Here is a 26538-nt window from a genome sequence, read left to right on the forward strand (position 1 = left end):
TGAAACGAGCACACCGCTTCGCACCGGCGTTCGGATCGGTGATCTCGACGCGATCACGGCTACGACAAACGTCCATTTAAGGCAACGGAGCGGAAAGGATCAGCCCGATTTCGCCCGCTCCCACTTTATGGTAGGGCTCGCCGCGCGCTTGGTTCGGTCCGAATAACTGCCTCGTTCCGACAACAATCGAATACCGGTCTCGACATCGAGCGTCGGGTCGAATTTGGTGGCAGCGCGGAACCCACCGATGATCAGCTCGATCGTGGCCTCGATCAGTACCTCGATCTTTTGGATCCGGCCCTCCTGGAGCCAGCGGACGCTGAGTTGATCCATTCCCGATGCCGCCGCACGGATCACCAGTCGCAGCGGTTGGGATTCCGAAGAGAAGCCGACCAGTTTGAGCGCCCAGCGTTCCATTTCGACGCGATGACGATCCAAAACGGCCCATGCCTCGGGGTCAGCTGCCATGGCGTTTGAGCCGCGCATATAGCCAAGCAACAATGTTTCGTTGTCCGCCATAAGCTGAAAATGATCGAGAAGAAGCTGCCGTATCTGATCGTAAGGCAGCAGGTTCGGATCGGGAAGGCTCAATTCGAATAGCCGGCGCGAGATTTCATGCAACGCTATCGAGATAGACCACGCTTGGTGCCGAAATGGTGGAACATCAGGCCATGGGTCACGCCGGCACGTTCTGCGATCTCACCGACCTGCACATCGTCGAAAGGCCGGTCCGCGAATAGCTCGACGGCGGCTTCACGCATCCGTTGCCGGGTGGACAGCCCCTTCTTGCGTTGACCCGATTGTGGTGGTTCGAGAGCCAGCGTTGGTTTCCGAGATGCCATGATGGGCTCGCCTCAGGTAATGGAAAATGATCCATGGTTACCCTCATGTTTGCAACGCTGGATGCCGGTGTCGTTGTGGCTTGCGTAAATCTATTCGGCGTCGTTGTAGGGATCGCTCCTCGGGCCGTGAGATTCGCGCCTGGCGGTCCTAAAAGGACCGCCGAGACCCGCACCATCCACAAGGAATTCGATGAAAAGCCGAACCTTGGCGGATAAGTATTTTTGGCTGGGATACACAGCGAAGATGCTTCTTCTTATCTGAGCGCTCTCTGGAAAGAGGATTTCTAGCCGCCCATCCGCAACCTCTTGCTCAATCATCCATCTGGGCAGAAATACAATACCCATCCCCTCAATTGCGGCAAGTTGAAGCATAGTATCGTTGCTGCTTTCCATCACCGACCTGAAACCAACGGTCTCAGGACCGTTCGGCCCTTCAATGATTACATGCTGATAGTCGCGCATCGCGTTGTAGCGCAGCAAGGCATGGCCATTCAGATCGCTGATTCTCGATGGGCGGCCCACACGATCGAGGTAAGTCGGCGCAGCTGCGAGCTGAAACGACACATCGCCGAGACGACGCGCCACTAGACTGGGATCCAGCGACATCGGATCGACTGTTCGAAGTGCGAGGTCGAGCCCATCTTCGACGAGATTAGCGATCCTCCCGGTGAGATCGATGTCAAAGACGACGTCTGGATATCGACTACTAAACTTGGCGACCATCCGTGCGAAATTCGTGTTGGCGAACCATACGGGTGCGCTGAACCTTAAAGTTCCCCTAGGGACGACCGTAACATTAGCCATCGCCGCCTCGACTTCGTCCAGCCCGTCCAATAGCGCCTTTGCCTGTTGAAAATAGAGTACGCCGGCTTCTGTCAGGCTGACATGACGGCTGGTGCGATGTAGCAGCCGAGTCGCAAGCTTTCCCTCTAAATGTATGACATGTTTGCTAGTCATCGCTGGCGAGATGCCTAGGCGGTCCGCCGCGGCGGCGAAGCCCTTCGCTTCCGCAACAGTACTGAAGACTCGAAGGCTCATCAGAGTGTCCATGGATCATCAACTTTTAGGAAACGGCGCATCAATAAAGTGCATGTTGATTGCGATATCGGAGAGCCTGTAAATTGAAAACCTGACGCTCCCGAGGGCCGGCATATTTTATGTGCAAAATGGTTCGCAATCGTGGCGCTCTGGAAAAGGAACTCAAATGGGCATCTCCAATATGGCAAAGGCAATGTCGGTAGCGCGCTCGCACGTGGGCTAGAGGAGCTACAGAGAAGCTTGCCCGGCGCCCGAATCGTAACTCGTTGCTTGCGACGACACAAAGACGAAAGACGCTGCTCCGCAGCTGCCCGGCCCTTCGGTTTTGATGCGATTGACGCGGGGCCATTAGCCAACGCACGCTTGCTTGAACCGGTCGGCTTCCTCCATCCAGCACATCGCCGTGCGTCGTGAGAGTCTTTTCAACAAACACCTCTCCGCCACGGCGGAGCACAGTGTCACCGCCTGCTGTGCGCTCCGACTGGCTAACAAGTTCGCGCCGGCCCGCCACCGGTTTTAATCTGACGGAAACACCTGGAGAAATTCAATGTATTCAACGTCCCATCCTCCCGTGATCATCGAAGTCTGTCTCAACGGCGTCACGTCCCGAGAGGTGCAGCCGCACGTCCCGCGGACGCCTCAGGAGGTGACAGCCGACGCTCTGTCCTGTGTCGCGGCCGGCGCTACGATCCTCCACTCCCACACGGATGATCCGGTGATCGCACCGGGAAGCGGCCGACACGACTCCAGGCCACTCATCGACGCCTGGGCGCCCGTTATCGATCGCTATCCCGACATTATCTTCTATCCGACCATGCAGGGCGGCGGCGGCGAGACCACGATCGAGGCACGCACGCAGCATATGCAGGAGTTGGTGGATGCGGGGCTGCTGCGACTGGGCCTGATCGACATGGGCACCAGCAACATGTCCTTCTTGGGCGAAGACGGCCTTCCGGGGTCTTCGGACGAACTCTTCATTAACACGAACTCGGACGCCCATTACATGTTCGAGTTCTGCATCCGGAACCGGATCGGAGCCTCGATCGGCTGCATCGAGCCCGGCTTCTTGCGGACGGCCATGGCCTTCGCTCGCGCGGGCAAGATCCCTCAGGGCTCGATCTTCCGCCTTGTGTTCGGCGGCCCGCGTACGCTGATGGGCCTGCCCGGTGCCCGCGCGTCGCTTGACCTCTATCTCGAGATGATTCAAGACGCGGGCATACCTTGGAACGTCGGCATCTTCGGGGGCAACGCCTTCGAGAACGGCTTTGCGGAATACGCAATGGAACGGGGCGGGCATCTGCGGATCGGGCTGGAGGACTATCGCGCTGCCGACACACCCACCAACGTCGAGCTCGTTGAGCGCGCCGTCGCCCTGGCGAAGAAGGTCGGCCGGCCCGTGGCGACCCGCCGGGAAACGAACCAGATCCTCAACCTTCAACGCCAACCGGAGATTGCATGATGCGAGCGCTCCAGTACCTCCAGCCTCAGGCGCCCTTGGCCGTCGTCGAAGTTGAGAACCCCGTTCCCGGGACGGACGAGGTTCTAGTCGAGATGGCCTACGCCGGCCTCAACTCCATGGACGCCCAACTGTGGCTCGGCGTCGGCGGCCTCCGCCCGCCAACACCCCACGTTCCGGGCGTGGAAGGCTCAGGCTGGGTGGACGGTAGACCGGTCCTCGTGTTCGGAAGCGGAACGGGAGTGCGGCGCTGGGGCGTGGCGGCCGAGCGTGCCGTCGTCCCAAAGTCGGCTATTTTCCCGGCGCCGCGCGACCTCCCGCTGGAGTACGCAGCAGTCTGCGGCGCCGCCGGCGCCACTGCCATGCGGCTGTTCGAACTCGCGGAAGTCAAGGCTGGCGATTGCGTGCTCGTTTACGCGAGCGCCGGCGGCATCGGCGCCATGCTTGTCTCGCTGCTGGCGAACGCCGGCGTGCGAGCGCTTGGTCAGATCCGCGACCCTGGCAAGGCCGAGGTCGTGCGGCGCGCAGGCGGAGTGCCCATCGTGGCCGGCAACCCGGTCGATCTCACCGACGCCCTCGGCGAGATCGTCCCCAGCGTCATCGTAGATCCACTGGGCGGCGCCTGGACGAGCGTGGCCGTGGAGCGCGTCGCCGTGGGCGGCCGCATCGTGAGCTTCGGCGCCCTGGCCGGGCCGACGACGATCGACACGCTCAAGTTCTACCGCAAGTGCATCACCCTTCGCGGCTACAGCGGCCTGGAGGAACCTGAAGCCCATGCACGGTGCGTCACAAGCGCTATGGAGGCCGCGGCCGACGGTCGGTTGCTTATCGCGCCCCTGCTACGCCGTTACACCCTCGACAGCGCAATCGACGCCTTTGAGGCGCTTCGCGCCGACGCGCCGGGGAAGATCATCGTCGACCTCCGCAGCCAGCCGGACTAGATGTGACCCCGCTCGCGGCCCCGGCCGCCCCCTAGAGATTGCCCGCCAGGAACGCCGATTCAAGCACACGGGGAACGTACATCGAGTGCCGCGTCTCATTCATCTCCGCCGCGTCACCATGTGCGGGTCCCTCTCAGCCAAAGAAGACCGAGTTATAGGTCGAAGTGGGGAATTGTTAAATTTTTAAGTAATCCTATTAAGAGGAGAGACAATTGTGGAAGCGAAGCGTGTTACACGAGAGCAGGTTCTTGAAGCCAGCAAGGATATGCTCAAGAAGCAGTTTTATGTGGTCTTTTCGAGGCCGACCAACGGTATTGGTCCGGTCATGGAGAACCTTCCAGCCCACCTTGAACATCAATGCAAAATCGAGCGTGATGGCATTCTGGTCGCCGCCGGGCCTCAATGGACCGACGATGAAAAATACTGGGACGGCGATGGAATGTTCGTAATCCGTGCCTCCTCCATGGAGCACGCGCGCGAAATCGCCGCCTCGGATCCCATGCATCAGCATGGCGCTCGTTCGTTCACCGTTCGGCCATGGCTTGTTAATGAAGGTAGCCTTAACCTGCGAATCGAGTTTTCGACAGGGAGAGTGACGTTGGATTGATGGCATCCATTCGATGCCAGTACTGAGGACTCGGTCCAAGGTACTCATGGCACGGAGATCACTGGAGGAGTGTAAAGCTTTATATTTGACTGTGTTTCGACAAGGCGGGGCAGTTCGAGTTGCGTGAGCGCACGAGGGCTGAGCATCGCACTTACCTTAGACCGAACGTTGAGCAAGGTGCAGCAAATTGATCTCGCGTTTCCCAGTATCTGCGTTGAAATTGAGAAATCGTGCGAGGAAATGAAATTGTATAAAACTCATAAGGAGACTTTCCATGTCACGGTTCTATGATGTTCTAATTGCTGCCGTCATTTCAACGACGACATTCTTGTCGCCGGCAAAAGCGCAACCCGTAAGTCCTCCGATAGTACAGGCGGATCACGCGACTCCACCTATCAAAAATTTCTTCAAATCATACTTCATAGAGAAGACCTCGCATGATGCCAATGGTTTGCTTGGTTTTTTTTCGCCCAACATGGCTACGTACAGCGATGCGGTGCTCGGTTATGAATGGCCTAGTTTCGTGGCGTTTAAGGACTTTTTGGTACCTTATATGGCAACACTTCCTCCAGCTGCCGTGTCGTACCCTATTCGTATTGTTGGCGGACCGGAAAGCGCGATTGTCGAATTCGTGGATACACCTGAATGGTTCGGCAGCAAAATCCCGGCTACTGGCGTGGTTGACATCAGAGACGGAAAGATCGTTCGATGGATAGATTATTTGGACGCTAGTACTTTTGACACGAATTTATACAATAAGCTGCGGACGCCTTCAGACAAATTTCCCACAGACTTCAAAGAAAACGCTGTCGGCGAGATGGCTTCGGAAAAAATAAGGAACGTTGCGCAACAACTTGCGGATGCGTTCAGAAATGACGACGCTAGATCTGCCGCCTCCTTGTTCAGCAACGACGCAATCTACGAGGACCGTGCACTCAGGTCGGAGATTGTTGGCCGTTCGGCGATTGAGGGATACCTCAATCGCATACTTCCGGATGCACCATTCGGAGTTGGATCTCAGCTTCGCCACATAGTGGGGGGAGACCTTGGCGGTGGATTTGAATGGCGGGCGGGCCCCTCTTCAGCTCTTAAGGTGGGCGTCACCACCCTCGAGCTGGATAATACTGGGTACATTTCGCGGTTGACGACGGTCTACGATAGTCGTCAGCTTCCCAAGGATCTCGTATTAAAACTTGTTGACTTGTCTCGGGAGCCATAGATCGACATTTAGATTAGAGAGCGACCTTGCCGCCTCACTCGAGGCGAGTGGCCGTGCGGCGCAGATGGCCGGCACGGCTCTCACCAGGGCGGCGCTCGCTGACTGGATCTCCACCGTTCACTTTACAGGAGCCCGTGGACGCACTAGCCGCAGTTTCGGGGTTTCATTTCCAGGCGTCTTGCCGTTAGCGGCGACGCTGGAGACTTTTATGGGAGCCGCCTACGCCGGTGGTTCGGCACTGGCTATGCCCAAGATACTTTTTAAGAACTGTTGCTGGAACGGTGGGATGGCATCGATGTTGCGATCTTAATGTCAAGAATAACGATCCAAAGTTGTTCGTTAATTAACGAACTTTGTAAATTACTTAAAAGATCAGTTAAACATTTTAAGAGAGGAGACAGCGCAAGAGTCATCGCTAGCAAAGAGCCTTTGTCACGCGCATTTGGATGGTGCCGACCGGAGGATACGAGCTTGCTATTGAAATCCTCGCAGCATCGACGACCGTTTTCATTTTTACTTTCCTGTTTCTTGGGCGGTACCCGCGCGAGTCCGAAAAGCAGAGGAGACTAACTGGTGTCGAGTCAAAACTCCTCTAGTTTTGCTAAGGAAGTTGCTCCACGAATCTCGAGCAGACGATTACAGAAGGCAACGGGAGTGACGCCCAATGGAGGCTGATACCTCGTACGACCTAGATACGCACCTTCCCGATCGCCCTCACGTTTGACGACGGAGTATCTTGCCGGTCGAGAGCAACAACATATGTGATATGTATTCCTAAATAATAATTGCCATGAAGTAATGCCTTACCAACTACGGCTAAGTTTCGGTCTATATATGCTTGAACCAGATGTCAGACATTTACCAACCATCAAACGTGTACTAGTAAAATGGAGGCAAGTGAATGCGTTTACGGCTGAATCGGCCCAGGAGTAACCTGGCACGGTGTCGGTTGGTTTGGTGTGGGGTCGCATCGCTCGCGGCATGTGCGTCTACCACATCGCAAGCACAGAGTTCTGTCAGCCTATACGGGGTCGTGGATACAGGCGTCGCGTATGTGACGAATGTCGGTCCCCAGCGGTCCAACTTTGTGCACATGACACCGCTCACGGGATCACTTCCATCGCGATGGGGTTTCCAAGGCAAAGAAGATCTGGGGGGTGGTCTTCGCGCAGTGTTCAACTTGGAGTCGGGTTTCTCCCCAACACAGGGCACGCTGAATCAAGGGGGGCGTCTCTTCGGCAGGCAGGCCTATGTCGGAATCTCGGGGCCGTGGGGCACGTTAACCTTCGGTCGGCAGTATTCACAAGCCTACTGGGCTTTGAAGGCCAACACGATGGGGCCGAACGTCTTTGGCGCCCTCGATCTGGATACCTACTTCGCAGCCTCGCAAAAGGACAATGCGGTAGCCTATACCTTCACGTCATCTGGGCTGACTGCGGGTGCGACGTATTCCTTCGGCCGCGATACGGTAGCCTCCGCAGCGGCAGGAGGCTGCGCCCAATCGGTCACGGACTGGCGGGCCTGCAAAGCGATGTCTGCCAGGTTGCAGTATGAGACGGAAAAGTGGAGCGTCGCGGCTGCCGTCGATCGCAACTACGGTGGGGGCGGCACTGGCTCGCCTCTGCCCAGTAGCTCGCAAACCGATACGCGTATCCTCATCGACGGCTACGCGATGTTTGGTAACTCGACTATCGGCGCGGGATTTGTCCATCGAATCAATCATGGAGCGCAAACGGCGACCGTTTTCAACGCAATCAGCAACTTCTGGTGGTTCGGTGGAACCTATCTTCTTCGTCCCGATATCGCTCTTGACGCTCAGTTCGGCCATTTGACCGTGAGCGGTAGCGACTCGGGAGCCTCCGTGATCGCAGCGCGCGCGATGTACTTCTTGTCCAAGCAAACGGCGACGTATGTCACCGCAGGGCGTATGTTCAACCAACGCCACGGAACGTTCGCGCTCGACGCCTCGGTGATCCCGCCTGCTGCGACGCCGCTGCCAGGCGTGAATCAAACCGGTGTGATGGTGGGTATTCGCCACTTGTTCTGAATGGCCGTTGCCGCGCGATAGGAAGGCGGTGGCATCAGGGGGTGTCACCCCGTGCGAACGCAGTTGGCGAACGGGCCAAATACCCCTCACTGGGCGCATTAACAGCTAAGCAGTATGAATCCCAGACCTTTAGTTCGCCGTAATGGAACTATGGGAAAACTTTTTGCCTGGATACGAGCCATGAGACAACGCGCGTTAATAGAGGCGTCTTGTCCAGGTTGATAGGGAAGCAGCCGGTTAGCGTAAAGAGTAGTCTCGTTGGCCGCCTTGTCTACCCATGGAGCGGCGAGACGTTCCAAGTGCTCGGCGAGGGGCTCAGGCTACCCGAAGAGATCGGTGAGCCTACAATCATCCAATTGGGCCGCTGGCTCTGGCCGACCTGATCGGCATCGACACAATGTCGCAGTCGTGGATACTCCGAACCAAAGTATCGCTCTGCTTTGATAGATGAACATTCTCAAACACAGGTAAAGGTGATCTGCATATGAAAAAAATTCCCACTCCCCCGCCCCTGCTACTGGAGCGCGATGGCGCCATCGCTACACTGCGCTTCAACAGACCGAATGCACTCAACGCTATCGATGTGCCAATGGCGCATGCCCTCCTTTCTTCCATCCGCACTCTGGCCGACGACATGTCTGTTCGTGCTGTCGTGCTTTGTGGCGGGGGCCGGGGCTTCATGGCAGGTGGTGACCTTGCGACCTTGCAGGCCGATCCACTGCAGGGCGCGGCCGATTTGATAGGCCCATTGCACGAGGCGCTCACCGTGCTTGCAGCAATGGATGCACCAATAATCGCACAGGTACATGGCGTTGCCGCCGGGGCAGGACTGAGCCTCATGCTGCAGGCTGACTTCGTACTTGCGGCGCAGGGTACGCGCTTCAACCTGGCCTACGTGAACATTGGTGCCAGTTGTGACGCCGGTGCATCTTGGGCGCTGCCCCGGATGGTAGGGTGACGCCGGGCACTTGAAATCGCATTGCTCGGTGAAACCTTCGACGCGGAAGCGGCCGAGCGCTTGGGCCTCGTCAATCGCGTGGTACCTGCCTCCGATCTAGATAGCGAGGTCAAGGCTTTCGCACAGCGCCTGGCGAAGGGCCCAACGAAGGCCCTCGGCTATCTGCGGCGTCTCATGCGTAGCTCGTTCGGCAGTGACCTAGGCACCCAACTCGATGCTGAGGCGGCAGCTTTCCGGGCGTGTGCCTCGTCCACCGACTTCAAAGTCTGTCTGGACGCCTTTTTCGAGAAACGCCCAGCGTCGTTCACTGGTTGCTAGCGGGGGCCGGTAACCGTTTTGGTTCAGGTGGATGATATGAAAGCCTCCCGCCAGTGAGCGGAGGGAACGATAACGCACGACGTGGGGCTCTCACGGGGCAATGGCATCAGGGTGCCCATGATGGAAGCTCATTGAGGCCGTCACAGGCGAACCGGGTCCGGAAGCCTCACGCCAAGGCCCATCAGGCGGCCTCCGTTTCTAGAGTACTTCGCCAAGTACGTGGTTACCTGATCGGCATGGAACTGCGTGGGTGTGCGACATTGGGCGCGAGCACTGGCAAAGCTGGGTCGTCAGGAAAACCGACGGTGGCGAATTTCGTCAAAGCATTCAGCATCGACAATACGAGCGACTCGGCGGACCGCGCTATCTGGCTGGCGGTGTAGTAGCCGGGCAAGCCGGTTGTCCGAATCGTCATCGGGAACGGCACTCCGGCACTGCGTACGCCCGAGACAAGCTCCAAGGCGAAACCGGTTTTTTGACGAGAGCACCGCGCTTTTAATTGCGCGCGCTTGGGGCGCGAGCGTATAGGCCGTTTAGGAGTGTTGCAACAGCTTGTTGGGCAACTTCGTCAGCGGAAAGAGAGCCATCTGGGCGGTACCAGCGGCCGATCCAACTCAGCGCTCCAGCTACAACGAATGCGGCAATTTTCGGATCGCAGGGTGCCAATGCCCCTTCGGCGATTGCCTGTTCGATGAGACCACGAAATTCACGGTCAATACTTCCCTTCAGGTGACGAAGCCTTTTCCGACTCTTTGGAACCAGTGCCTCTTCTCCCACGCGGATGAGACACATTCCAAAATCCATGGTCACTATCTTGGCGTACTCGAGCATCGCGGCCTGCAGTTTTTGGACCGCCGTCCCCCCCGACTCGGATACCCTGTTGATTGCCGCCTGCGTCATCTCCAATCCAATCCGAACGCACTCGAATAAGATTTCGTCCTTGCTTTTTGCGTAGTAATACAACGTCGGCTTAGTGACGTGCAAGCGTTCAGCCACTTCATCAAGAGAGGTGGCGTGAAACCCCTTCTCGTTGAATACCTGCGCGGCGGTACGAAGCACGGCCTCACGCTTCATTTCCCGTTCCCTTTGGCGCTCCGTCTGGCTTGGCCAAGGCGACGCCTGCTCGGTATTTCTCACTTTTTGGTTCCTATTTGTCATACGTTCCCGGCCGAGCCGAACGCAGCGTACTCCGGCCGACTCAGCCAGCGCCTGCTTCGGTCCGTTGGCAGCGCTTGCAGTTTGATCCGGTGAGCCGACTAGTTAGCAGAGACGGCGCACTGTCGACCGCAGGTTAGTTGTCAGCAAACGTCTCCATGAGATTGCTTCGATACGTACTGGAGGGCTACTCGGCTGGCGGTGTCAGCGCCCCATAAGCATGTTACCAAAAAGTCCACTGTATACTGGCGGGTACTATGTTTACTCATGAGTAACATAAGGCTATAGTAGCGACGTGGCTACGTTCAGGGAGGGAGCGGCCGACGGTAGGAACACCGGCACTTCAAGAAGGCATTGTCATGAATGCCCTCATGATTGCCCAGGTGCACGGTGTGACAGCAGGCGCCGGGTTGAGCCTCGTGCTGCTGGGCGACACCCTCGGTGCTGCCGACGCCGAGCGCCTGGGGTTGGCGAACCGGGTCGTGCCCGCGGGTCGGTTCGAGGCCGAGACTGATGTGCTGGCGCAGCATCTGACGTGCGGCCCGACCCTTGCCTACGGTGCGATGAGGCGCCTGATGCGCGAGTCGTTCGACCGCAGTCTGCCCGACTAGCTCAATGCCGAAGCCGCCGCTTTTGAGCGGTGCGCGGGCACGCAGGATTTCAGGGCCGGCGTGGAAGCCTTCTACGCCAGGGAAGCCCCCCACTTTGGTGGCAATTGACTGATTCATTCAAGCAATCTGGAGAAAAGCCATGTCCCAGCGCGACATCTACATTGTCGGGACCGCCCGCACCGCAATTGGCACCTTTGGCGGCGCCCTCAAGGATGTGCCCAACACCCACCTCGCCATGACCGCCGTGCGCGCCGCGATTGAACGCAGTGGCGTGGCGCCTGACGCCGTCGGCCATGTGGTGATGGGAAACGTGATTCCCACCGATCCCAGAGATGCCTATCTGAGCCGAGTGGCGGCCATCGATGCCGGCTGCCCTGTCGAAACCCCGGCGTTCAATGTGAATCGCCTGTGCGGCTCGGGCCTGCAGGCCATCGTCTCAGCGGCGCACGCCCTCGGGCAGGGCGACTGCGACATCGCAGTCGGCGGCGGGTCAGAGTCGATGAGCCGCGGGCCCTATCTCGACACAGCCGCACGCCATGGCGCCCGCATGGGCAACGCGGCGTTGATCGACTATATGATCGGCATCCTGCATGACCCGTGGGATGGGATGCACATGGGCATTACCGCCGAGAACGTCGCCGCCCGCTACCGCATCTCGCGCGAGGAGCAGGACGCGCTGGCAGCCGACAGCCAGCGCCGCGCAGCAGTGGCTATTGCGGAAGGTCGCTTCCAAGGACAGATTGTGCCCGTCGAGGTAAGGACCCGGAAGGGCACAGTGCTGTTCGATACCGACGAACATGTGCGCGCTGACACGACGGTGGAGGTACTAGCCGGCATGAAACCCGCGTTCAAAAAGGACGGCACGGTGACAGCGGGTAACGCCTCGGGCATCAACGACGGCGCTGGCGCCGTGGTGCTGGCAACGAGTGAACGCGTAATGGCGCTGGGCCTCAAGCCGCTTGCGCGCCTGGTGGGATATGCGCACGCGGGGGTGGAGCCTGCCTACATGGGTATCGGGCCTGTTCCCGCGACGCGCAAGGTGCTGGAACGCACGGGCCTCAAAGTGTCGGAAATCGATGTTATCGAAGCCAACGAAGCCTTCGCCGCCCAGGCCTGCGCCGTGATCCGGGAACTGGGTCTGGACCCGGCCAAAGTCAACCCGAATGGCTCGGGAATTTCGCTGGGTCACCCCGTGGGCGCCACTGGCGCGATCATCACCACAAAGGCGATCGCTGAACTGCACCGTACAGGCGGCCGATATGCGCTGGTCACGCTGTGCATCGGCGGTGGACAGGGTATCGCCGCAATCTTTGAGCGTGCCTGAGCCAGGCGGACGAGACGGTGCCATCAAGTTTACCCTCAGCCGGGAGAGCCTCCCGGGCGATTGCAAGCCACTTCTGGAGATCGGGACACTGAATTATGGATATTGCTAACAAGGTGGTTGTCGTGACGGGCGGCGCGTCCGGTCTGGGAGAAGCGACGGTTCGCCGCTTCGCGGCGCTGGGCGCCAAGATCGCGGTGATGGACCTTGATGACGCGCGCGGCGAGGCAATTGTCGGCGAGCTTGGCATTCGCGCCATATATTCGAGAATCAACGTCTCTGACGAGGCCAGCGTTCAAGAGGCCATCAATGCGGTGGTCAAGATCTTCGGTGCCATCCACGTGTGCTGCAATTTCGCCGGCATTGCCAATGCCATCAAGACGATCGGCAAGGACGGCCCTTTCCCGCTTGCGGATTTCCAGAAGGTCATCGACGTAAATCTAGTAGGTACGTTCAATGTGTTGCGTCTGGCTGCTATGGAGGTGGCCAAGAACGAACCCGACGACGCCAGCGGCGACCGTGGCGTGATCATCAACACGGCGTCGGTCGCGGCCTACGAAGGCCAGATCGGCCAAGCCGCCTACAGCGCCTCGAAGGGCGGAGTCGTGTCGATGACGTTGCCGATCGCTCGCGATCTGTCGCGCTATGGAATCCGGGTGAACACCATCGTTCCCGGGCTGATTCACACGCCAATGTTCGATTCGTTGCCGAGCGATGCCGTGCGTGCGCTGTCTGACAGCCCGCTGTACCCCAAGCGCCTCGGCCGTCCCGATGAGATTGCGCATTTGGCCCAGTTCATTGTCGAGAACGGCTATGTGAATGGTGAGTGTATCCGGCTCGATGCCGGAATCCGATTGCAGCCGAAGTAAACGCCGCTGTGCGGGGGAGACCCGCAAGAAATTGGGCCAGACGTGGCACCGGAAGATCCAGAGTCATCTCGCGGGAGGAGTTTGTCTCCAAGATCCGTGCAGCGGTCGAGGCCCGGCGGCGGGGCCTGTGCGCGGGGCCACCCCATTGACGCCAGCGGCGCGCGCATCGTCGTGACGCTGCTGGACGCCCATGTCCTTCATGATCGACGGTAGCGCGGCACCGGCTACGGCGAGGTCGTAGTCGTCGATAATGATTACCAGCAGACACCAGGCGAGTACCCGCGCATGAAATCGATTGAAGCGGGCTTTGTATCTTTTTCAACGGCGCCTTCGCGGTTACGGAGATCCGGATGGCAGAAGAGCGACCCGAACCTGCCTCACGATCAACGAGGATCGAATGTCAGCAATGGCCGAACATTAGACGCCTAACCTACCGTCCGTTCAACAGGCGTCAGCCTCTCGTTCCAAATTCTGCTTAATCCTACTTCACGCTACATTTCTAGAGGGGTTCTCGCGATTAGACGTTCAGGTTTCGTTTTATCCCACCAATCTCTCGCACATCCCTTCCCACATAATCAAACACTTAGAGCTCGTTGAAAATAAATTCGCTTTTTGGTTAACTTCCGCGAGATTCGATCGATTTCTGGTTTAAATACCCACGCGAGCACCGAAATTTAACCACAACCTACCGTTCAGCTTCTTATTTAAACTTGTTCACGTTATGCTTTATTCGACAGGCTTTGACGAATAAAGCATAAGTTGGCCGGCTTTTACGTGCTTATGGTTTATTACAAAAACGTGTGTGCTTATGCTTTGCGCCGCGAGGAAGAGCGAGTCCCTCCTTTGTCGGCACCCTCCAATCCCTTCGTCTTGTTCAGCGCCTGGTGCACGGCACCAGGCATCAACTCCAGCGCACATGTAGTCAAGCGCTCGTACTGTCCCACAGCGGGGCGAGTCCGGGCGGATCGACAATTCGGCTGTCTGCCGTCGCCAACGAGTGTATCGCCGCCATGTCCGCGCCATCCAACTCAAAGTCGAATACCGCTATGTTCTGCGCCAGTCGATCGATCCGGGTGGTCCTCGAAAGCGCGACAATCCCGCGCTGTTGAACAAGCCACCGCAAGACGATCTGCGCGATGGTTTTGTCATGGCGGGCCGTGATTTCCTTGAGCGTTGGGTCCGAGAAGACACGGCCAATCGCCATGCCGCAGTATCCTGTCACGGCAAGCCCCGCCTGCAGCGTGCTTTCGATGAGCAAGGATTGATTCAGATACGGATGGTATTCGAACTGATTCGTCACGAGAGGAACCGTAGAGAGGCGGATAGATTCCGCCATCAATGCGCGGTTGAAATTGCTGACGCCGATGTGCCGGACCTTGCCGGCGCGTGCGACTGCGTTGAGTCCTGCGATCTGTTCGGCCAGCGACACGTCCGATCCCGGCCAGTGCAGCAAGAGCAGATCGATATAGTCTGTCTTGAGCTTTCGGAGGCTCTCGTTGACAGACGCTTCGAAAAATCTCTTTGAGTAGTTGCTGACCCAGACCTTAGTCGTCAGAAAGATTTCGCTTCTTGGAATGCCGGACACGGCGACGCAGTCGCCGATTTCGCCCTCGTTACCGTAGATTTGCGCGGTGTCGACATGACGGAAGCCGGCACGAAGGGCTGCGGGAATGAGTCGATAGACGTCGGCGGCACTCATTCCGTAAGTGCCAAAGCCGACGGCCGGAATGGCCGCGCGACCAACATGGACGTTTTGCATGAGGTATTCCCGATAGAGTCTTCGCATCCTGCCGAAACCGCTTTTGGCAGATTACCCGGTGCGGCCGCGGCGACGGAGTTGTGCCCCAATCTCCTTGATCCTGGCTTCCCCCGCACGCAAAGCCTCTGATGACGTATGAACCGAGTAATAGCCAGGCACGAGATTGTGTGGATGTGGGAGCGCGGACCCGAGGACGAACGCCGAGTCTTCGTCGGCTGTGAATGCCAAAGCGTCTTCGGACTCGCCAAACACGACAAGCTCGTCGGAAATGCGTTCGTCTGCGATGTGTAGTGCGCCACGTTGAACACATAACCAGGCGACGTTGTGGCCGGCCGGCGGCGTGACTATCGCTTTTGCGTCCCGCAGTGGACCGGAGGTATGGACTGTAGTTTGCATATCGAACAATGCTCCGTCTTCTGCAGAACTTCGTCAGAGGCAATACATGCCAAACGGGAATTCTTCATATTGAACAGAGAAACGTCACGACGAGACGATCGCATACGGGATCAAGCAGGCGATCGCCTCGACAAGTCTGCCTTTTTAGCTCGCGCTCAGAGGCGAAACACGCGAAGCGATCCGCCCGGAGCGTGCGTCCAGGCTGAACGCGCCGGCACCGAAGTAGGTGATCTGCAGGAGACCACCGGCCATCATCACGTTCTTGAGGAAGTGAATCATCTGGTTTTGATCTGCGAAGTTGTGGTGAAAGAAAATCGCCGTGACCACACAGAACACAGCCATCGCCAGCGACACGGCGCGAGCCCTGTAGCCCGACAGCAGCAGCAGGCCGCCGCCCAGTTCGGTCAGCACGGCTACAACGAACGCGAGTGGCGGCACGGGCAGACCCATGGCCGCGATATAGCCAACCGTCGCAGCGTACGCTGCGAGTTTGCCCAGCCCGCTCATGACAAACGGTGCCCCAATCAAGATGCGACCCAACAGCGGAAGAAATTTGAAACGTTCCATGACGATCTCCAGAAATGAGTTTGTTCAGGTGGAGTAGAAAAAATGGAATTAGCCGGCGTCCACCATCACCAGCTCGGAATCTTCAAGAGCAGAAATCTGCGCCGCAGCGACTTTCGTGATCGCCACGCCGTCCAGCGGCGCAACGGGCTCGCCATTCACTTCGATGCGTCCCGAGGCCACGACGAGATAGGCACGGCGCGCCGGACCCAACTCGTACCGAACGCTTTCGCCTGCTTTTAGCATCGCGCCAAGCACACGTGCATCGGCGCGAACAGGAAGCGCACCTTCATCGCCGGCGAACCCACTGGCAAGGACTACGAAGCGCCCCGATCGGTCGCTTTTTGGAAACGGCTTCGTATCCCATGCGGGTTCACCGCCGGCTTCACGAGGCAGCAGCCAGATCTGGTAAACCTTGAGCGGCACCTCGCCCCTGTTGAACTCGGTGTGGCGTATGCCCGTGCCGGCGCTCATGACCTGGACCTCGCCTGCGTGGATCGTTCCGTCTGATCCCAAGGTGTCTCGATGCCCGAGCAGGCCCTGGCGCACATAGGTGATGATCTCCATGTCACGATGCCCATGCATGGGAAATCCGCTGCCGGCAGCAATCTCGTCATCGTTCCAGACGATCAGGGGACCCAACGCTGCATGCTCGGGATTACCATCGGCGCTGACCACGAAATGGTATTTCGCGCGCAGCCAGCCAAGTTCCGCCCTGTCCAATGATTCCCAACGCCTGTGTGTGAGCATGTCCGTCTCCGTTTCCCGCGACCGCAAATGCGACGCTTGTCACCTGTGCGACCGACCGAATTCGGCGCTGGTGCAGGTGCAGGTGACGAGACGAATGCTATATTTGCAACGAACTCGCGCATAGATCTTGGATTGGAACGCATCATTGCCATGAATAGAACGATCAGAAGGAGTTGAAGTCTGCCGATGAACGCAATCACTGACCTCAATGATCTTCGGCTCTTCGCAGAGGTGGTCGAGCATGGAAGCTACACGGCGGCCGCGCGCAGCCTCGGCCTGCAGACGTCGAAACTCAGCCGGCGCATTCGCGCCCTGGAAGAAGAACTTGGCGTCCGCCTGCTCAATCGCACCAGCCGGAGTCTGTCGTTGACGGAAACCGGGCGGCAGTTCCACCAGCATTGCCTTGCGCTGGTGGCGGAAGCAAAGGCCGCCAAAGATATCGTGGACCGCACGCGCTCCAAGCCGCAGGGCACCGTCCGCATCGCCTGCCCCGTGGCCTTACTGGAGTCCGGCGTCTCCACGATCATTGCGCGATACGTACAAGACAACCCTGAAGTCCGGGTCCTGCTGGATGCAACCAACCGCCGTGTGGATGTCGTCGAGGAAGGCCTGGACTTTGCCATCCGGGTCAGGCTTCCGCCGTTGGAGAATACCGATCTCGCGGTCCGCCAGCTGGGCTTGTCGATCCACATTCTGGTTGCCAGTCCCGAATTGGCGGCGCGCCATCCGGCGCCCAGCTCGATCGAATCCGTGAAGGAATGGCCCACCCTCGCCATGGCCAGCAATAGCGAGCGATTTGTCTGGAACCTGGTCGACGTCGAGGGGCGCGCGACATCATGGGTGCATCAGCCCTGCCTGGCGACCGACGACCTGGCCAGCCTTCGGGTTGCGGCGATATCAGGCGTCGGCGTGGCAATGCTGCCCCGGGAGCTGGTTGAGGCCGATATTCAGGCCGGCCGCCTGAAGCACCTGCTGCCAGGTCTGGCTACCACGCCGGGCCTTGTACATGCGATCTTCCCCACACGCCGAGGCATGGTTCCGGCCGTCCGTCACTTGCTCGATGCGCTCGTTGCCGGATTCGAAGGTCTGAACCGGCAGCGCTAGAGCGGCCGCCGGTGTTATGCCCTGCACCATCTGGTATGGCGAGGCAACCACTACCGGCAGGTCAATGACTCAGCGATCCGACTCCGTCCGGCGCCGTTCTGAAGACGTTTGGCGGTGCAAGCTGCTTGACTAGCAAAGCGATACACGAGATGGCGCCGGCAACAGCGATCGTCGCGAAGACACCGACAAACGTAAAATGCCAGCGTACGAGTTCGGCTACGAGAAACGAGCCTGCGATGCCGCCAAAGCGGGCCATGCCGAGCATCCACGCGACACCGGTGCCACGCCCCTCAGTCGGATAAAAGGCAGCCGCAAGCGCATTCATTGAGGCTTGTGCGGTGTTCATCAGCACGCCGGACACAAGTACGATTGGCACGAGTAGGCTTACGCTTCCTGCCGTCTCTCCAATACAAACGAGGCTGATCGCAGCAAGCGCGTAGCACGCGGCAATCACGAGATTTGCATTGAAGCGATCCATCAGCGCGCCGCACAGCACTGCGCCGACACCACCCAGCGGGAACAGAGCAGAGATCAGCGTCGCGCTCTTCAGGCTCAGGCCTGCATCCTTCAGCAGAATTGGCATCCAGTTGATTAACGCGTAGATAATCAGGAGGCCCATGAAGGCCGCGAGCCATAGCATCAATGAACCGACGATGTATGAACGCGACAGCACAAGGCCGAGCCCGTTGTCGCCCGTTCCCGGCGCGCTCTCGGTCAGTGCGAAGCCGCGCGCATTGATTGCTTCATCGGAGATGCGCACCAGAATTGCGCGAATGCGCGCTACGGGCTTGCCATTTGCAACCATGAAGCGTACCGATTCTGGCATCTTGAGCAATAGCAGGACACTGTGAAGTATCGGTGCGACCCCGCCCAGCATCAGAACACTTCGCCAGCCAGCATGGGGAATCAACCATGCCGCAAGCAATCCGCCCAAAGCAGCGCCGAGTGGGAATCCGCAGCACATCAGGCTGGTCACAGTTGCGCGGCGTCGGGTCGGGCAGAACTCGTCCATCATTGTCACCGCGCCAGGCATCGCCGCACCGAGGCCGATGCCCGTCATGAAGCGCAGCACGGTCAGTTGACCAATACTCGTCGAGAACGCGGACACGACACAGGCAACACCGAAGAGGAACACGGACCCGACCATCAGGGACCGTCGTCCAACCCGGTCTGATAAAGGGCCGGACACGAGCGCACCGAACGCGAGGCCGAACAGCGCGGCACCCAGGACGGGTGCGAGGTCGGGCTTGGCGAGATGCCATTCATGAAGTAACGACGGCGCGATGAAACCGATTGCCGCAGTGTCGAACCCATCCAGCATGACAATCACGAAGCACATGAAAAAAATGAGTCGTTGAAAGCGGTCGAACGGGTGCTCGTCGATGAATCTCTGGACGTCGACGACCGAAGCACGTTTCATCGTTTGTCTCCTGTGTCGACCAGAGTTAGCGCTTTAGCGCTTACTCCAGCCCCATAGCGCCTACTCCGGTCCCATGCAAGATGGTTGCCGCCAATTACGAAGGGGGCGCACTGGCCGCGTATATCACGCCGGTTGACGACCAACGCGCCGATCAACGGACTCGTACCCGTCGACCTGTCTGATCAGACTGTTCAATCGCGGATAGAACCTTGTGAAGTCCGAGCGCATCATCAAAACTGGGAGCCGTGTGGGTTCCGAGGCGCAGATCGTCTGCCATTAGCCGGTATATTCCTGCCACGTTTCGGGCAGCTACGGCATCCTTAAGACCGAAGCAATACGATTGCGGTATCTCAAGCTCGATGTAGCCGTCCTGGCCTTTACGCCCCCCTTCCACGCGCAGCGGCGAGATGTTCACCACAGGAACCTGTTCGATCGCTGCGGTGATGCACAGATCCCCTTCGGTTCCATTTATCTCCCATAGAAACCTGGTTCCGCGCGGCAAACCACCGCGAAGCTGCAAAGACAGAGGCGCGCCAGACTGAAGCACTGCGTTAATCATCACATGATCGGGCGTCTTCATCGGGATGCTCTCTCCCGTTTCGACGATGCTCACGGTTTGCCGACGCCGCGACAATACGGCATCAATCTCGCGGACGGGCCCCAGTACACTTTGCACCGCCGCGATGGCATGTCCACCAATGACCGAAAGCAGGGTCGCGCCGTTTTTGGAGTCCATGGCATAAGCGTCACCGCGCGGGATGCGTTCGCCCCAGCTGACCCCGGCACTGATATAGGTCGACGACAACACGTCTCCGACGTACCCATCGGCAACGAGCTTGCGAATGAATTGCACTTCAGGTGACGCAATCGCTTGAGTTCCAACAACGGCTAGCACCTTTGCTTCATTCGCGAGACGAGCGAGTTCAGTGGCTTCGGCAAGTCCATTTCCAAGCGGCCATTCACAGTAGACCCTCTTTCCAGCCTCAAGCGCCGCCGCGACCACTTCCCTATGGTATGGGACCTTTACCGTTACAACCACGACATCAATGTCTGGAGACGCGACGAGTTCCGCCACGTTCCCGAAGGCGCGTGGAATGTCAAAGGCGGTGGCGGCGGCCTGCGCACTCGCCAGACTGGTGTTTGCCACACCGGCGATTTCAAACACATCCGACAAGGCGCGCAGTGCTGGAATATGAGCAGTAGTGGCCCAACCACGCTCGGCACTCAGACCGATAATGCCCACACGAAAACGTTTTTCCATTGCTTCCTCAAAACCGTTAAGTAACTTTCATTCTGACCGTCAGGACTTCAGACGAGCCCGTACTTGTACGACGGATCATCCTTATCGCGCCGCCCAACATTGGAGTTCTCAAGTGGCGCCAGGTCGGCGGGGACTGGGTCCAAACGCTGGGAATCAAGCACCACGACACGGTCGGCGATGCGCCACTCACCATTTCGCCGTTCCATCCGGTCGACGTACCGGATGTTCACGACCCAGTCCATGGCGGGCTTGTCGCCTTCAGGCTTCGTCCGGTGGAATGCGTGCGCATAGTGCTCCGCGTACGCCACGTCGCCATCGATCTGCACGTACTGGTTGCCCGTAAAGTGTTGTGTGCATTCAAAGGCCGGCAACAACTCCGCAGCCCATTCAATGAACCCTTCCACTCCGCCGTTATAGGCCCCGTGACGATCAATCGCATCCGGGTGATAACACGAGCGCACGAGATCCCAGTCCATCCGGTCGATACCCCGGCAATAGCGGATATGAACGCGCTTGATCTCTGCCTCGTCGAGAAACTGTTGAAGTCGCGATTCCACGCTAGTCTCCTGTCAGGTTTCCTGATAATCCACACAGCACGCCACCTTCAAGGCGCACAAGCGCTAGAGTCATTTGCTCACGCTCGGGTGTGGTCCGTATTCACCTGTTTCCATCAACTGCGAGGCCGCAATCGCCTTGGGCGTCCAGCGAAGCGTCGCACGCGTTTCCAGCAACCACGCCTGATAGGTCTCCGGAACGTTCTCGGCAGGTCCGTGGTGAATGACACCCTTTGGCACCCAGGTCAACGTGCCAGGCTCCGAGCACCCTCCCCAGATACCAGGTCCGCGCACATAACAGATCACCTCATCGAAATCCGCATTGATATGAATCGGGGGTCGACTCGAGATGCGCGAACTGAGGTTAAACATCAGCACGTCTCCCGCGCTGGACGACAGAAACGGACTTGGAGGCCCTCCTTCGGGCAAATAGGTGAGAACCTGAATCTTGTTCAGATTCAGCTTCCACACGGGAACCGACTCCGACAGTTGCAGACCTAGAGAGAGCGGGTCATGCGGCATTGTGAACACCGTGTTCTCACCGTCGGTGGTCTTCAAGATCAGTTTTGTCGGTCCGCCCACGGGAATTTCGGGATCAACCTTGGCATACGTCACGTCCCGCGCGACGTTGACCATTCCTGTAGGCGCCGGAGGTGAGAGTTTCAAGGCTGACGGGCTTTCGACGATGATGCTGCGCATGGCGTCGCCGGTCGGCGCGTATCGATACGCTATCGCACGTGGGATACAGACAAAGTCACCTTCCTCGGCCGTAAGACAGCCAACGTCGGTTTCGAATTTGACATGACCCGACTGAATGAAATGAATTTCGTCTGCTTCGACATTTCGAACCACATGCGGCATTGGCTTGCGGCGACCGGACACAAGCAACTTGACACCCAGCCTGGATGTAGCCACGGTTGTCGGAAGGGCTTGCGCATCGTCCTGATCGTCAGGGATCAGTCGATCAAGGACTGCTCGTCGCGGTGCATGCGGACCTTCCACAGAAAGGTAGTCTGGCGCGTATGTCGAGCGGGTAACGACAGAAATTGCGCCCATGAACCCATCCCGAGTCCACAGTTGCACAGGAGGCTCTCCGCCATTTGTCTGATCACTCATTTGTCAATCTCCTTCGCTGTCAAACACACACAACGGGCGTGCCTCGTCGGACCGTCCTGGCATGCGTTGTTGTCGCCGCACTAGAGGCACTGCTCACCCTGCCTACAAGCGAGTCCTGTCTTCCCTGCGATCCATCTTATGCAAAAGCCGGACGAACAGTCGCGTTTGCAAGTGGCGCCGCGAACGCGGCGCCACCGTTGTTAAGTGTTATTAGCGGGTCGGCTTTCCAACCAGCGCCCGATACTCGTTCGCGGTTGCCGGAGTGCGTCCGAGCAAGCCAGCGATGTCACGCGCCATATTGAATATTTCAAGGTTGTCCTTGAGATGCTCGTCGCTGTTCGGGTACTTCCACGGCGTGTCTTCCGTCCCGATACGGATGTGTAACCCCATCATCGTGGCAAGCGTCGTCATGTACAGAGTTGCGCGCCCGGCCGCACAAACACTGATGACTGAGGTTGGGTCAATCTGGCGAATCTGATCGACCATCAGGAACATGTGACGGGTCATGTCCTGAGCATTGCTGACCCAGGTTCCCGACACCAGGGTGCGACCAACGTTGAACGGCAGTCCGTACAGAAGCAGCCAGTTGTAAGGTTTCTTGAGGATACCTGTATCAATGAGCTTTCGTTTCGCGAGTTCAATCTCTCCGGAGCTATGGATGGCGAGTTCCGGTTTGACACCAGCGGCCTCGAGCGCCTCGATCGCCGGCACCATGAAGGCTTCCGGGTGACCCGGAGCGCACGGCGCTACCTCAGTCAGTCCCGCACGCGCTGGACTCATGCACATATCGAAGGTCGTTCCGTGGAGCACATTCAGGTTCGGGACGAAGTCGTTGCCAAAACGCGCCTTGAGCGGTTCCAGAACAGCCGAATAGGCTTCGACCGGTGGAATGTCCCGGTCAAGGCGTCGACCCTGTTTGTCGGTCATCCATGAAAAGTCGATGTGAACGCCACATGCACCGGCCTCGATCACGCTGGACGCTGCATCCACGTATTCCTCAAGTGACGTGGTCGTTTCAAAGCGGCCAGACACAGCCGCGTTGATGGCAATCTTTTGTGGAACGTCCCATTTGGGCTGCAGTTCGGGTCCAGCGAGGAACTGATACTCCTCCATTTCTCGCTTGACGGCTTCCCAAAGTGGCAGTTTTTCGATCATGATAGTCCTCGACATACGTGGTGAAGTAAGGGTTCGAACGGTTCCGAACCAACGGCAATCAGGCTGGCAATAAGGGGCCCAACAGGGTTGGCGGACTAATTCCAGCACCATCCGCTTGTTAGCACTCCTATTCCAATACAAAACGACGCGAACGCTGCCCCAGCCTCGGAACAGAGTCATAACACGCGACCGGCCTACCGTTCTCTCAACCAGATCATTTGTGTTACGATGATTCCAAGCAAAATCGATTTATATCGAATGATGTGTTTTGGAATGAACAAAGTCAAGTGCAGCAGGGAATTCCCTGGGTGAAACGCTTTGACTGCAGCCCTGGTCCGGGCGACCCGGCTACCCGCCGAACCCCATCTACATGTCGAGGAATGAGCGAATGGTTAAGTCCCACTCCACCGCAATCGATACGACCCTGGATGCCGTCGAGCCGGTTTGCGGCTCAGCGGAAAAGGAAGCGCCCGAGATCTTCGACGATCGGGGCAGAACGGTTCCATGGATGACCCGAACGTTGCATCGGCTCTACGACGTGCAGGCGCAGAGGATCCTCGACCGCGAAAAAGTGTCCATCGCGCATTGGTACTACCTGCGGGTGCTGGCTCAACGCGGCGAACTGAATCAACTGGAACTGAGCAAGCGCGTTGGAATCGCCTCGACAACCGCTGTACCCGCTTTGGACAGCATGGAAAAGCGCGGTCTATTGAGGAGGACTCGCGATCCGAAGGACCGGCGCAAGTACTACGTCGGCCTCACTGACGATGGCAGACGTCTGGTCGATGAGATGATGCCGGAGATCATCCACATGATCTCCGGCTCTTTTGATGGAGTGGCCCCTAACGAGCTGCTCATCTTCTGGGAGGTTTTGCATCAGATCGCGCAAAACCTCTCGGCGAAGTCCAACGAAGACACGGTCGTCGATTAGCAGGCTAACGTCTGTGCTGGACACATCAGGGCCTTGAACAGCGCGAACATAAAACAAAACGGCCGAGGCTTCCTACCGATGCAGGCGGGAAAGACTCAGCCGCAAATTGCGCGATTTTCGAAAATGGCGCCTTAGCACCCAATACTACAGACCGCTTGCCGTGCCCGAACGGAAAGTTCCGTTATCAGCACCGCCGTATCCCGAGACGGCAGCTTGGGCTGTCGCGTTCTGTACCGCGACTTTTGCTTCAGCAGCCTGGATGTTCTCGGGGTAGTGAACCCAGTCGTGCGGGTCGTAGCCAGCTTTCTCCAGCTGCGCCAGTTCGGCGCGCACCTGCGCACGACTTACCGACTGACTGGACTGTGCGAACGACGCAACGGGTGCTGCAGCAAGGGCAGCAAGAAGGACCATCCTGGTGAACGACTTCATAACGACGTACCTCAACGATTTTTGTTAGTGGCGCTACAAAGGAGCTTCTCTGCCACGGTTGAGTGCAGTCTAAAGTGTAAAAATCACCAGGGTAAGCACCAATCTTGCCAACTCTCCGTTGCAGGTGAGTCAACAATCCGCCAACACGGGTTCGACCGTTTCGCTTTGAGAACGTGGCGCGCGCCTCTGCATCGCTAGGGAGATTCCCCAGGATTCTTGACTTTGGTCGTCCCGAAACACATTATTCGATATAAATCGATTTGTCATAGCATCATCTTGTATCAAATTAATTATGCAGTGACAATCGGGACAGCCTTACCTGTCCCGCGGCCGACGAGTCCGAGTCCGAATGATTTGATCAGACTATACACATAACAAAGGACTACGTAATTAATGACAGCAAGGAGGACGACTCGAATCGTATCGCGCACGAGCACGCGTTTGCCGGTCGGGCAACTGTCCGGCCGGGTCCAGCTCGGGCGCAACTATGCACTGGTATCCGTCTCAACCAACATTGAATCCAACTTCATCACCCAATTCGAGGATCGTCATGTTCGATAAGTTCCGGGTCTGGCAAGCCATAGCGCCAAAAATGCAGGACCGAATCCACCCGCGCAAGAAACGAGTCCAGGAGTCTCTTCTCAAAATCGGACTGCTTGCTTCGGCAGGTTTGATCTGCACTGCAGCTCATGCGGCAGACGACTCCCTCACGAACCGCCAGGGCGACATCACCCCGCTCTGCGGTACAAAGCCGATGATTGTTGGCGTGTCTGACGGATACGGTGGCAATACCTGGCGCAAAACGGGCCTTGCCGAGGTCAAGGATGAGCTAAGCCGTTGCAAGAACGTCAAGCGGGTCATCTACAGCAATGCCAACGGTGACCCGCAGAAGGCAAACTCGGACATCAACAGCATGGTGGCACAAGGGGTCAACGTCCTTATCATGCTGCCGGATTTTGGTGCCGTGCAACTCCCGGCCATGCGAGCGGCCATGAAAGCCGGCGTAGCAGTCGTACCGTATTCGGCACAGATATCGGGAGTAGCTGGACGCGACTACGTCGTCAACGTTGTCGGAGACACGAAGCAGATCGGCATCCTTTGGGCTGACTGGCTCGGCGCAAATCTCAAGAAAGGCAACGTGGTGTTCATGGGTGGATCGCCTGGCGCCGCACCGTCGCAAAATTTCATGGACGGCCTGAAGGCAGGGCTCCAGAAATACCCAGATCTGAAGCTCCTGAACAATCAGTTCGTGGTGACGAACTGGAACCCCGTGGACGCACAAAAGGCCACGGCGGGCCTCATTGCGCAGTACCCCCAGATTAACGCCATCGTCACGGACTATGGGGTGACTGCGCTCGCAGCAGCGAAAGCGTTCGAACAGGCACATCTTCCAGTGCCGGCCATCGTGACGATCGCAAGCGACAACGAGCTGAACTGTCATTACCTGTCGGCCAAGAAGTCTGGAGCCGTCTTTCCCTACTACACGCTCGACGGCACGACGACATACGTGCGCTTTGCAGTGCGACATGGGGTAGCGGCCTATCAAGGCACGACAGACAACGAGTCGCCCGCCATCCTTCCTTTCGCATACGCCGACAGCGCCAAGGGCCTCGATCCCAAGTGCGACCCGAGCGCGCCGCCTGATGCCGATCTTTCCTCAGCTCTCCACCCAGAAAAGCTCAAGGCAGTGTTTGAGCAGTAATCGCTCGAGATAAAT

General features: G+C 58.1%; 25 protein-coding genes and 2 pseudogenes. 13 read left to right on the forward strand and 14 right to left on the reverse strand.

Annotated elements, in window-relative coordinates; all coding sequences use genetic code 11:
- Positions 1-99 precede the first annotated feature (99 nt).
- From AC3WOG_RS32325 to AC3WOG_RS32335, 3 genes are all read right to left on the reverse strand, one after another.
- Positions 100-591, reverse strand: a complete 492-nt coding sequence (locus AC3WOG_RS32325; RefSeq protein ID WP_492581823.1) for a hypothetical protein — start codon at positions 589-591, stop codon at positions 100-102.
- Positions 592-623: 32 nt separating this feature from the next.
- Positions 624-842: a helix-turn-helix domain-containing protein gene (locus AC3WOG_RS32330; RefSeq protein WP_216675202.1), complete on the reverse strand. Its 219-nt coding sequence runs from the start codon at positions 840-842 to the stop codon at positions 624-626.
- Between the two features lie 90 nt (positions 843-932).
- Entirely contained in the window at positions 933-1880 is a 948-nt protein-coding gene (locus AC3WOG_RS32335; protein WP_492581824.1) for a LysR family transcriptional regulator, read from the reverse strand.
- A gap of 547 nt (positions 1881-2427) precedes the next feature.
- Here AC3WOG_RS32335 and AC3WOG_RS32340 point away from each other — a divergent pair.
- The 6 genes and pseudogenes from AC3WOG_RS32340 to AC3WOG_RS32365 all read left to right on the forward strand — a co-directional run bounded on the left by AC3WOG_RS32340 (position 2428) and on the right by AC3WOG_RS32365 (position 9426).
- Positions 2428-3339, forward strand: coding sequence for a beta-keto acid cleavage family enzyme (locus AC3WOG_RS32340; protein ID WP_172175093.1), 912 nt, complete (start codon positions 2428-2430; stop codon positions 3337-3339).
- Entirely contained in the window at positions 3336-4277 is a 942-nt protein-coding gene (locus tag AC3WOG_RS32345; RefSeq protein WP_492580131.1) for a quinone oxidoreductase family protein, read from the forward strand. The genes AC3WOG_RS32340 and AC3WOG_RS32345 overlap by 4 nt, the downstream gene beginning before the upstream one ends.
- Before the next feature lie 214 nt (positions 4278-4491).
- Positions 4492-4884 carry a YciI family protein gene (locus AC3WOG_RS32350; protein ID WP_492580132.1) on the forward strand — a complete coding sequence of 131 codons (393 nt, stop codon included), beginning with the start codon at positions 4492-4494 and terminating at the stop codon, positions 4882-4884.
- 274 nt (positions 4885-5158) lie between these two features.
- The gene (locus AC3WOG_RS32355; protein WP_492580133.1) at positions 5159-6103 is read left to right on the forward strand and encodes a nuclear transport factor 2 family protein; all 945 of its coding nucleotides are present in this window, start codon (positions 5159-5161) and stop codon (positions 6101-6103) included.
- A gap of 949 nt (positions 6104-7052) precedes the next feature.
- The gene (locus AC3WOG_RS32360) at positions 7053-8150 is read left to right on the forward strand and encodes a porin (protein ID WP_492582525.1); all 1098 of its coding nucleotides are present in this window, start codon (positions 7053-7055) and stop codon (positions 8148-8150) included.
- A 484-nt stretch (positions 8151-8634) separates the two neighbouring features.
- A pseudogene (locus AC3WOG_RS32365) lies at positions 8635-9426 on the forward strand (enoyl-CoA hydratase/isomerase family protein).
- 223 nt (positions 9427-9649) lie between these two features.
- Here the strand turns inward: AC3WOG_RS32365 and AC3WOG_RS32370 are convergent.
- Both AC3WOG_RS32370 and AC3WOG_RS32375 read right to left on the reverse strand, forming a co-directional pair.
- On the reverse strand, positions 9650-9841 hold the full coding sequence (locus AC3WOG_RS32370; protein ID WP_492580135.1) for a hypothetical protein: 192 nt from the start codon (positions 9839-9841) through the stop codon (positions 9650-9652).
- A gap of 80 nt (positions 9842-9921) precedes the next feature.
- Positions 9922-10563, reverse strand: coding sequence for a TetR/AcrR family transcriptional regulator (locus tag AC3WOG_RS32375; RefSeq protein ID WP_492580136.1), 642 nt, complete (start codon positions 10561-10563; stop codon positions 9922-9924).
- Between the two features lie 377 nt (positions 10564-10940).
- Here AC3WOG_RS32375 and AC3WOG_RS32380 point away from each other — a divergent pair, with 377 nt between their 5' ends.
- The 4 genes and pseudogenes from AC3WOG_RS32380 to AC3WOG_RS32395 form a co-directional block, all read left to right on the forward strand.
- On the forward strand, positions 10941-11192 hold the full coding sequence (locus tag AC3WOG_RS32380; protein WP_492580137.1) for an enoyl-CoA hydratase/isomerase family protein: 252 nt from the start codon (positions 10941-10943) through the stop codon (positions 11190-11192).
- A gap of 139 nt (positions 11193-11331) precedes the next feature.
- Positions 11332-12516 (forward strand): acetyl-CoA C-acyltransferase family protein, encoded by a 1185-nt coding sequence (locus AC3WOG_RS32385; RefSeq protein ID WP_492580138.1) that lies wholly within the window; start codon positions 11332-11334, stop codon positions 12514-12516.
- Between the two features lie 95 nt (positions 12517-12611).
- Entirely contained in the window at positions 12612-13382 is a 771-nt protein-coding gene (locus AC3WOG_RS32390) for an SDR family NAD(P)-dependent oxidoreductase (RefSeq protein WP_492581825.1), read from the forward strand.
- A 117-nt stretch (positions 13383-13499) separates the two neighbouring features.
- A pseudogene (locus AC3WOG_RS32395) lies at positions 13500-13571 on the forward strand (hypothetical protein); the annotation flags it as partial.
- Between the two features lie 733 nt (positions 13572-14304).
- On the opposite strand, the gene AC3WOG_RS32400 reads toward AC3WOG_RS32395, so the two are convergent.
- The 3 genes from AC3WOG_RS32400 to AC3WOG_RS32410 all read right to left on the reverse strand — a co-directional run bounded on the left by AC3WOG_RS32400 (position 14305) and on the right by AC3WOG_RS32410 (position 16851).
- Complete coding sequence (locus AC3WOG_RS32400) at positions 14305-15141, reverse strand: aldo/keto reductase (RefSeq protein ID WP_492581826.1); 837 nt, start codon at positions 15139-15141, stop codon at positions 14305-14307.
- Positions 15142-15681: 540 nt separating this feature from the next.
- Positions 15682-16104, reverse strand: coding sequence for a DoxX family protein (locus AC3WOG_RS32405; protein WP_492581827.1), 423 nt, complete (start codon positions 16102-16104; stop codon positions 15682-15684).
- A 48-nt stretch (positions 16105-16152) separates the two neighbouring features.
- Positions 16153-16851: a pirin family protein gene (locus tag AC3WOG_RS32410; RefSeq protein WP_492581828.1), complete on the reverse strand. Its 699-nt coding sequence runs from the start codon at positions 16849-16851 to the stop codon at positions 16153-16155.
- A 186-nt stretch (positions 16852-17037) separates the two neighbouring features.
- Here AC3WOG_RS32410 and AC3WOG_RS32415 point away from each other — a divergent pair, with 186 nt between their 5' ends.
- Positions 17038-17955 carry a LysR substrate-binding domain-containing protein gene (locus AC3WOG_RS32415; RefSeq protein WP_492581829.1) on the forward strand — a complete coding sequence of 306 codons (918 nt, stop codon included), beginning with the start codon at positions 17038-17040 and terminating at the stop codon, positions 17953-17955.
- Positions 17956-18016: 61 nt separating this feature from the next.
- On the opposite strand, the gene AC3WOG_RS32420 is transcribed toward AC3WOG_RS32415, so the two are convergent.
- The 5 genes from AC3WOG_RS32420 to AC3WOG_RS32440 form a co-directional block, all read right to left on the reverse strand.
- Positions 18017-19375: an MFS transporter gene (locus AC3WOG_RS32420; RefSeq protein WP_492581830.1), complete on the reverse strand. Its 1359-nt coding sequence runs from the start codon at positions 19373-19375 to the stop codon at positions 18017-18019.
- A gap of 151 nt (positions 19376-19526) precedes the next feature.
- Entirely contained in the window at positions 19527-20636 is a 1110-nt protein-coding gene (locus AC3WOG_RS32425) for a Gfo/Idh/MocA family protein (RefSeq protein ID WP_492581831.1), read from the reverse strand.
- Positions 20637-20683: 47 nt separating this feature from the next.
- Positions 20684-21193: a nuclear transport factor 2 family protein gene (locus tag AC3WOG_RS32430; protein WP_492581832.1), complete on the reverse strand. Its 510-nt coding sequence runs from the start codon at positions 21191-21193 to the stop codon at positions 20684-20686.
- Between the two features lie 69 nt (positions 21194-21262).
- Positions 21263-22306 (reverse strand): homogentisate 1,2-dioxygenase, encoded by a 1044-nt coding sequence (locus AC3WOG_RS32435; protein ID WP_492581833.1) that lies wholly within the window; start codon positions 22304-22306, stop codon positions 21263-21265.
- A 210-nt stretch (positions 22307-22516) separates the two neighbouring features.
- Positions 22517-23461, reverse strand: a complete 945-nt coding sequence (locus AC3WOG_RS32440; RefSeq protein WP_492581834.1) for a 3-keto-5-aminohexanoate cleavage protein — start codon at positions 23459-23461, stop codon at positions 22517-22519.
- A 388-nt stretch (positions 23462-23849) separates the two neighbouring features.
- Between AC3WOG_RS32440 and AC3WOG_RS32445 the strand changes: the two genes are divergently transcribed.
- Positions 23850-24392 carry a MarR family winged helix-turn-helix transcriptional regulator gene (locus tag AC3WOG_RS32445; protein ID WP_492581835.1) on the forward strand — a complete coding sequence of 181 codons (543 nt, stop codon included), beginning with the start codon at positions 23850-23852 and terminating at the stop codon, positions 24390-24392.
- A gap of 144 nt (positions 24393-24536) precedes the next feature.
- Here the strand turns inward: AC3WOG_RS32445 and AC3WOG_RS32450 are convergent, their stop codons facing one another.
- The gene (locus tag AC3WOG_RS32450; RefSeq protein WP_492581836.1) at positions 24537-24821 is read right to left on the reverse strand and encodes a DUF4148 domain-containing protein; all 285 of its coding nucleotides are present in this window, start codon (positions 24819-24821) and stop codon (positions 24537-24539) included.
- A gap of 550 nt (positions 24822-25371) precedes the next feature.
- Here AC3WOG_RS32450 and AC3WOG_RS32455 point away from each other — a divergent pair.
- On the forward strand, positions 25372-26523 hold the full coding sequence (locus AC3WOG_RS32455) for a substrate-binding domain-containing protein (RefSeq protein ID WP_492581837.1): 1152 nt from the start codon (positions 25372-25374) through the stop codon (positions 26521-26523).
- Positions 26524-26538: the final 15 nt, after the last annotated feature.

The organism is Paraburkholderia sp. FW306-02-B, assembly GCF_058782725.1.

Bases quoted from the DNA above. Each gene is read 5' to 3' on its own strand.
- AC3WOG_RS32415 (WP_492581829.1), top strand. From the start codon at position 17,038: ATGAACGCAATCACTGACCTCAATGATCTTCGGCTCTTCGCAGAGGTG.
- AC3WOG_RS32425 (WP_492581831.1), bottom strand. From the start codon at position 20,636: ATGGAAAAACGTTTTCGTGTGGGCATTATCGGTCTGAGTGCCGAGCGT.
- AC3WOG_RS32345 (WP_492580131.1), top strand. From the start codon at position 3,336: ATGATGCGAGCGCTCCAGTACCTCCAGCCTCAGGCGCCCTTGGCCGTC.
- AC3WOG_RS32440 (WP_492581834.1), bottom strand. From the start codon at position 23,461: ATGATCGAAAAACTGCCACTTTGGGAAGCCGTCAAGCGAGAAATGGAG.
- AC3WOG_RS32445 (WP_492581835.1), top strand. From the start codon at position 23,850: ATGGTTAAGTCCCACTCCACCGCAATCGATACGACCCTGGATGCCGTC.
- AC3WOG_RS32455 (WP_492581837.1), top strand. From the start codon at position 25,372: ATGTTCGATAAGTTCCGGGTCTGGCAAGCCATAGCGCCAAAAATGCAG.
- AC3WOG_RS32405 (WP_492581827.1), bottom strand. From the start codon at position 16,104: ATGGAACGTTTCAAATTTCTTCCGCTGTTGGGTCGCATCTTGATTGGG.
- AC3WOG_RS32330 (WP_216675202.1), bottom strand. From the start codon at position 842: ATGGCATCTCGGAAACCAACGCTGGCTCTCGAACCACCACAATCGGGT.
- AC3WOG_RS32410 (WP_492581828.1), bottom strand. From the start codon at position 16,851: ATGCTCACACACAGGCGTTGGGAATCATTGGACAGGGCGGAACTTGGC.
- AC3WOG_RS32380 (WP_492580137.1), top strand. From the start codon at position 10,941: ATGAATGCCCTCATGATTGCCCAGGTGCACGGTGTGACAGCAGGCGCC.
- AC3WOG_RS32340 (WP_172175093.1), top strand. From the start codon at position 2,428: ATGTATTCAACGTCCCATCCTCCCGTGATCATCGAAGTCTGTCTCAAC.
- AC3WOG_RS32400 (WP_492581826.1), bottom strand. From the start codon at position 15,141: ATGCAAAACGTCCATGTTGGTCGCGCGGCCATTCCGGCCGTCGGCTTT.
- AC3WOG_RS32420 (WP_492581830.1), bottom strand. From the start codon at position 19,375: ATGAAACGTGCTTCGGTCGTCGACGTCCAGAGATTCATCGACGAGCAC.
- AC3WOG_RS32355 (WP_492580133.1), top strand. From the start codon at position 5,159: ATGTCACGGTTCTATGATGTTCTAATTGCTGCCGTCATTTCAACGACG.
- AC3WOG_RS32435 (WP_492581833.1), bottom strand. From the start codon at position 22,306: ATGAGTGATCAGACAAATGGCGGAGAGCCTCCTGTGCAACTGTGGACT.
- AC3WOG_RS32450 (WP_492581836.1), bottom strand. From the start codon at position 24,821: ATGAAGTCGTTCACCAGGATGGTCCTTCTTGCTGCCCTTGCTGCAGCA.
- AC3WOG_RS32335 (WP_492581824.1), bottom strand. From the start codon at position 1,880: ATGAGCCTTCGAGTCTTCAGTACTGTTGCGGAAGCGAAGGGCTTCGCC.
- AC3WOG_RS32390 (WP_492581825.1), top strand. From the start codon at position 12,612: ATGGATATTGCTAACAAGGTGGTTGTCGTGACGGGCGGCGCGTCCGGT.
- AC3WOG_RS32385 (WP_492580138.1), top strand. From the start codon at position 11,332: ATGTCCCAGCGCGACATCTACATTGTCGGGACCGCCCGCACCGCAATT.
- AC3WOG_RS32370 (WP_492580135.1), bottom strand. From the start codon at position 9,841: ATGACGATTCGGACAACCGGCTTGCCCGGCTACTACACCGCCAGCCAG.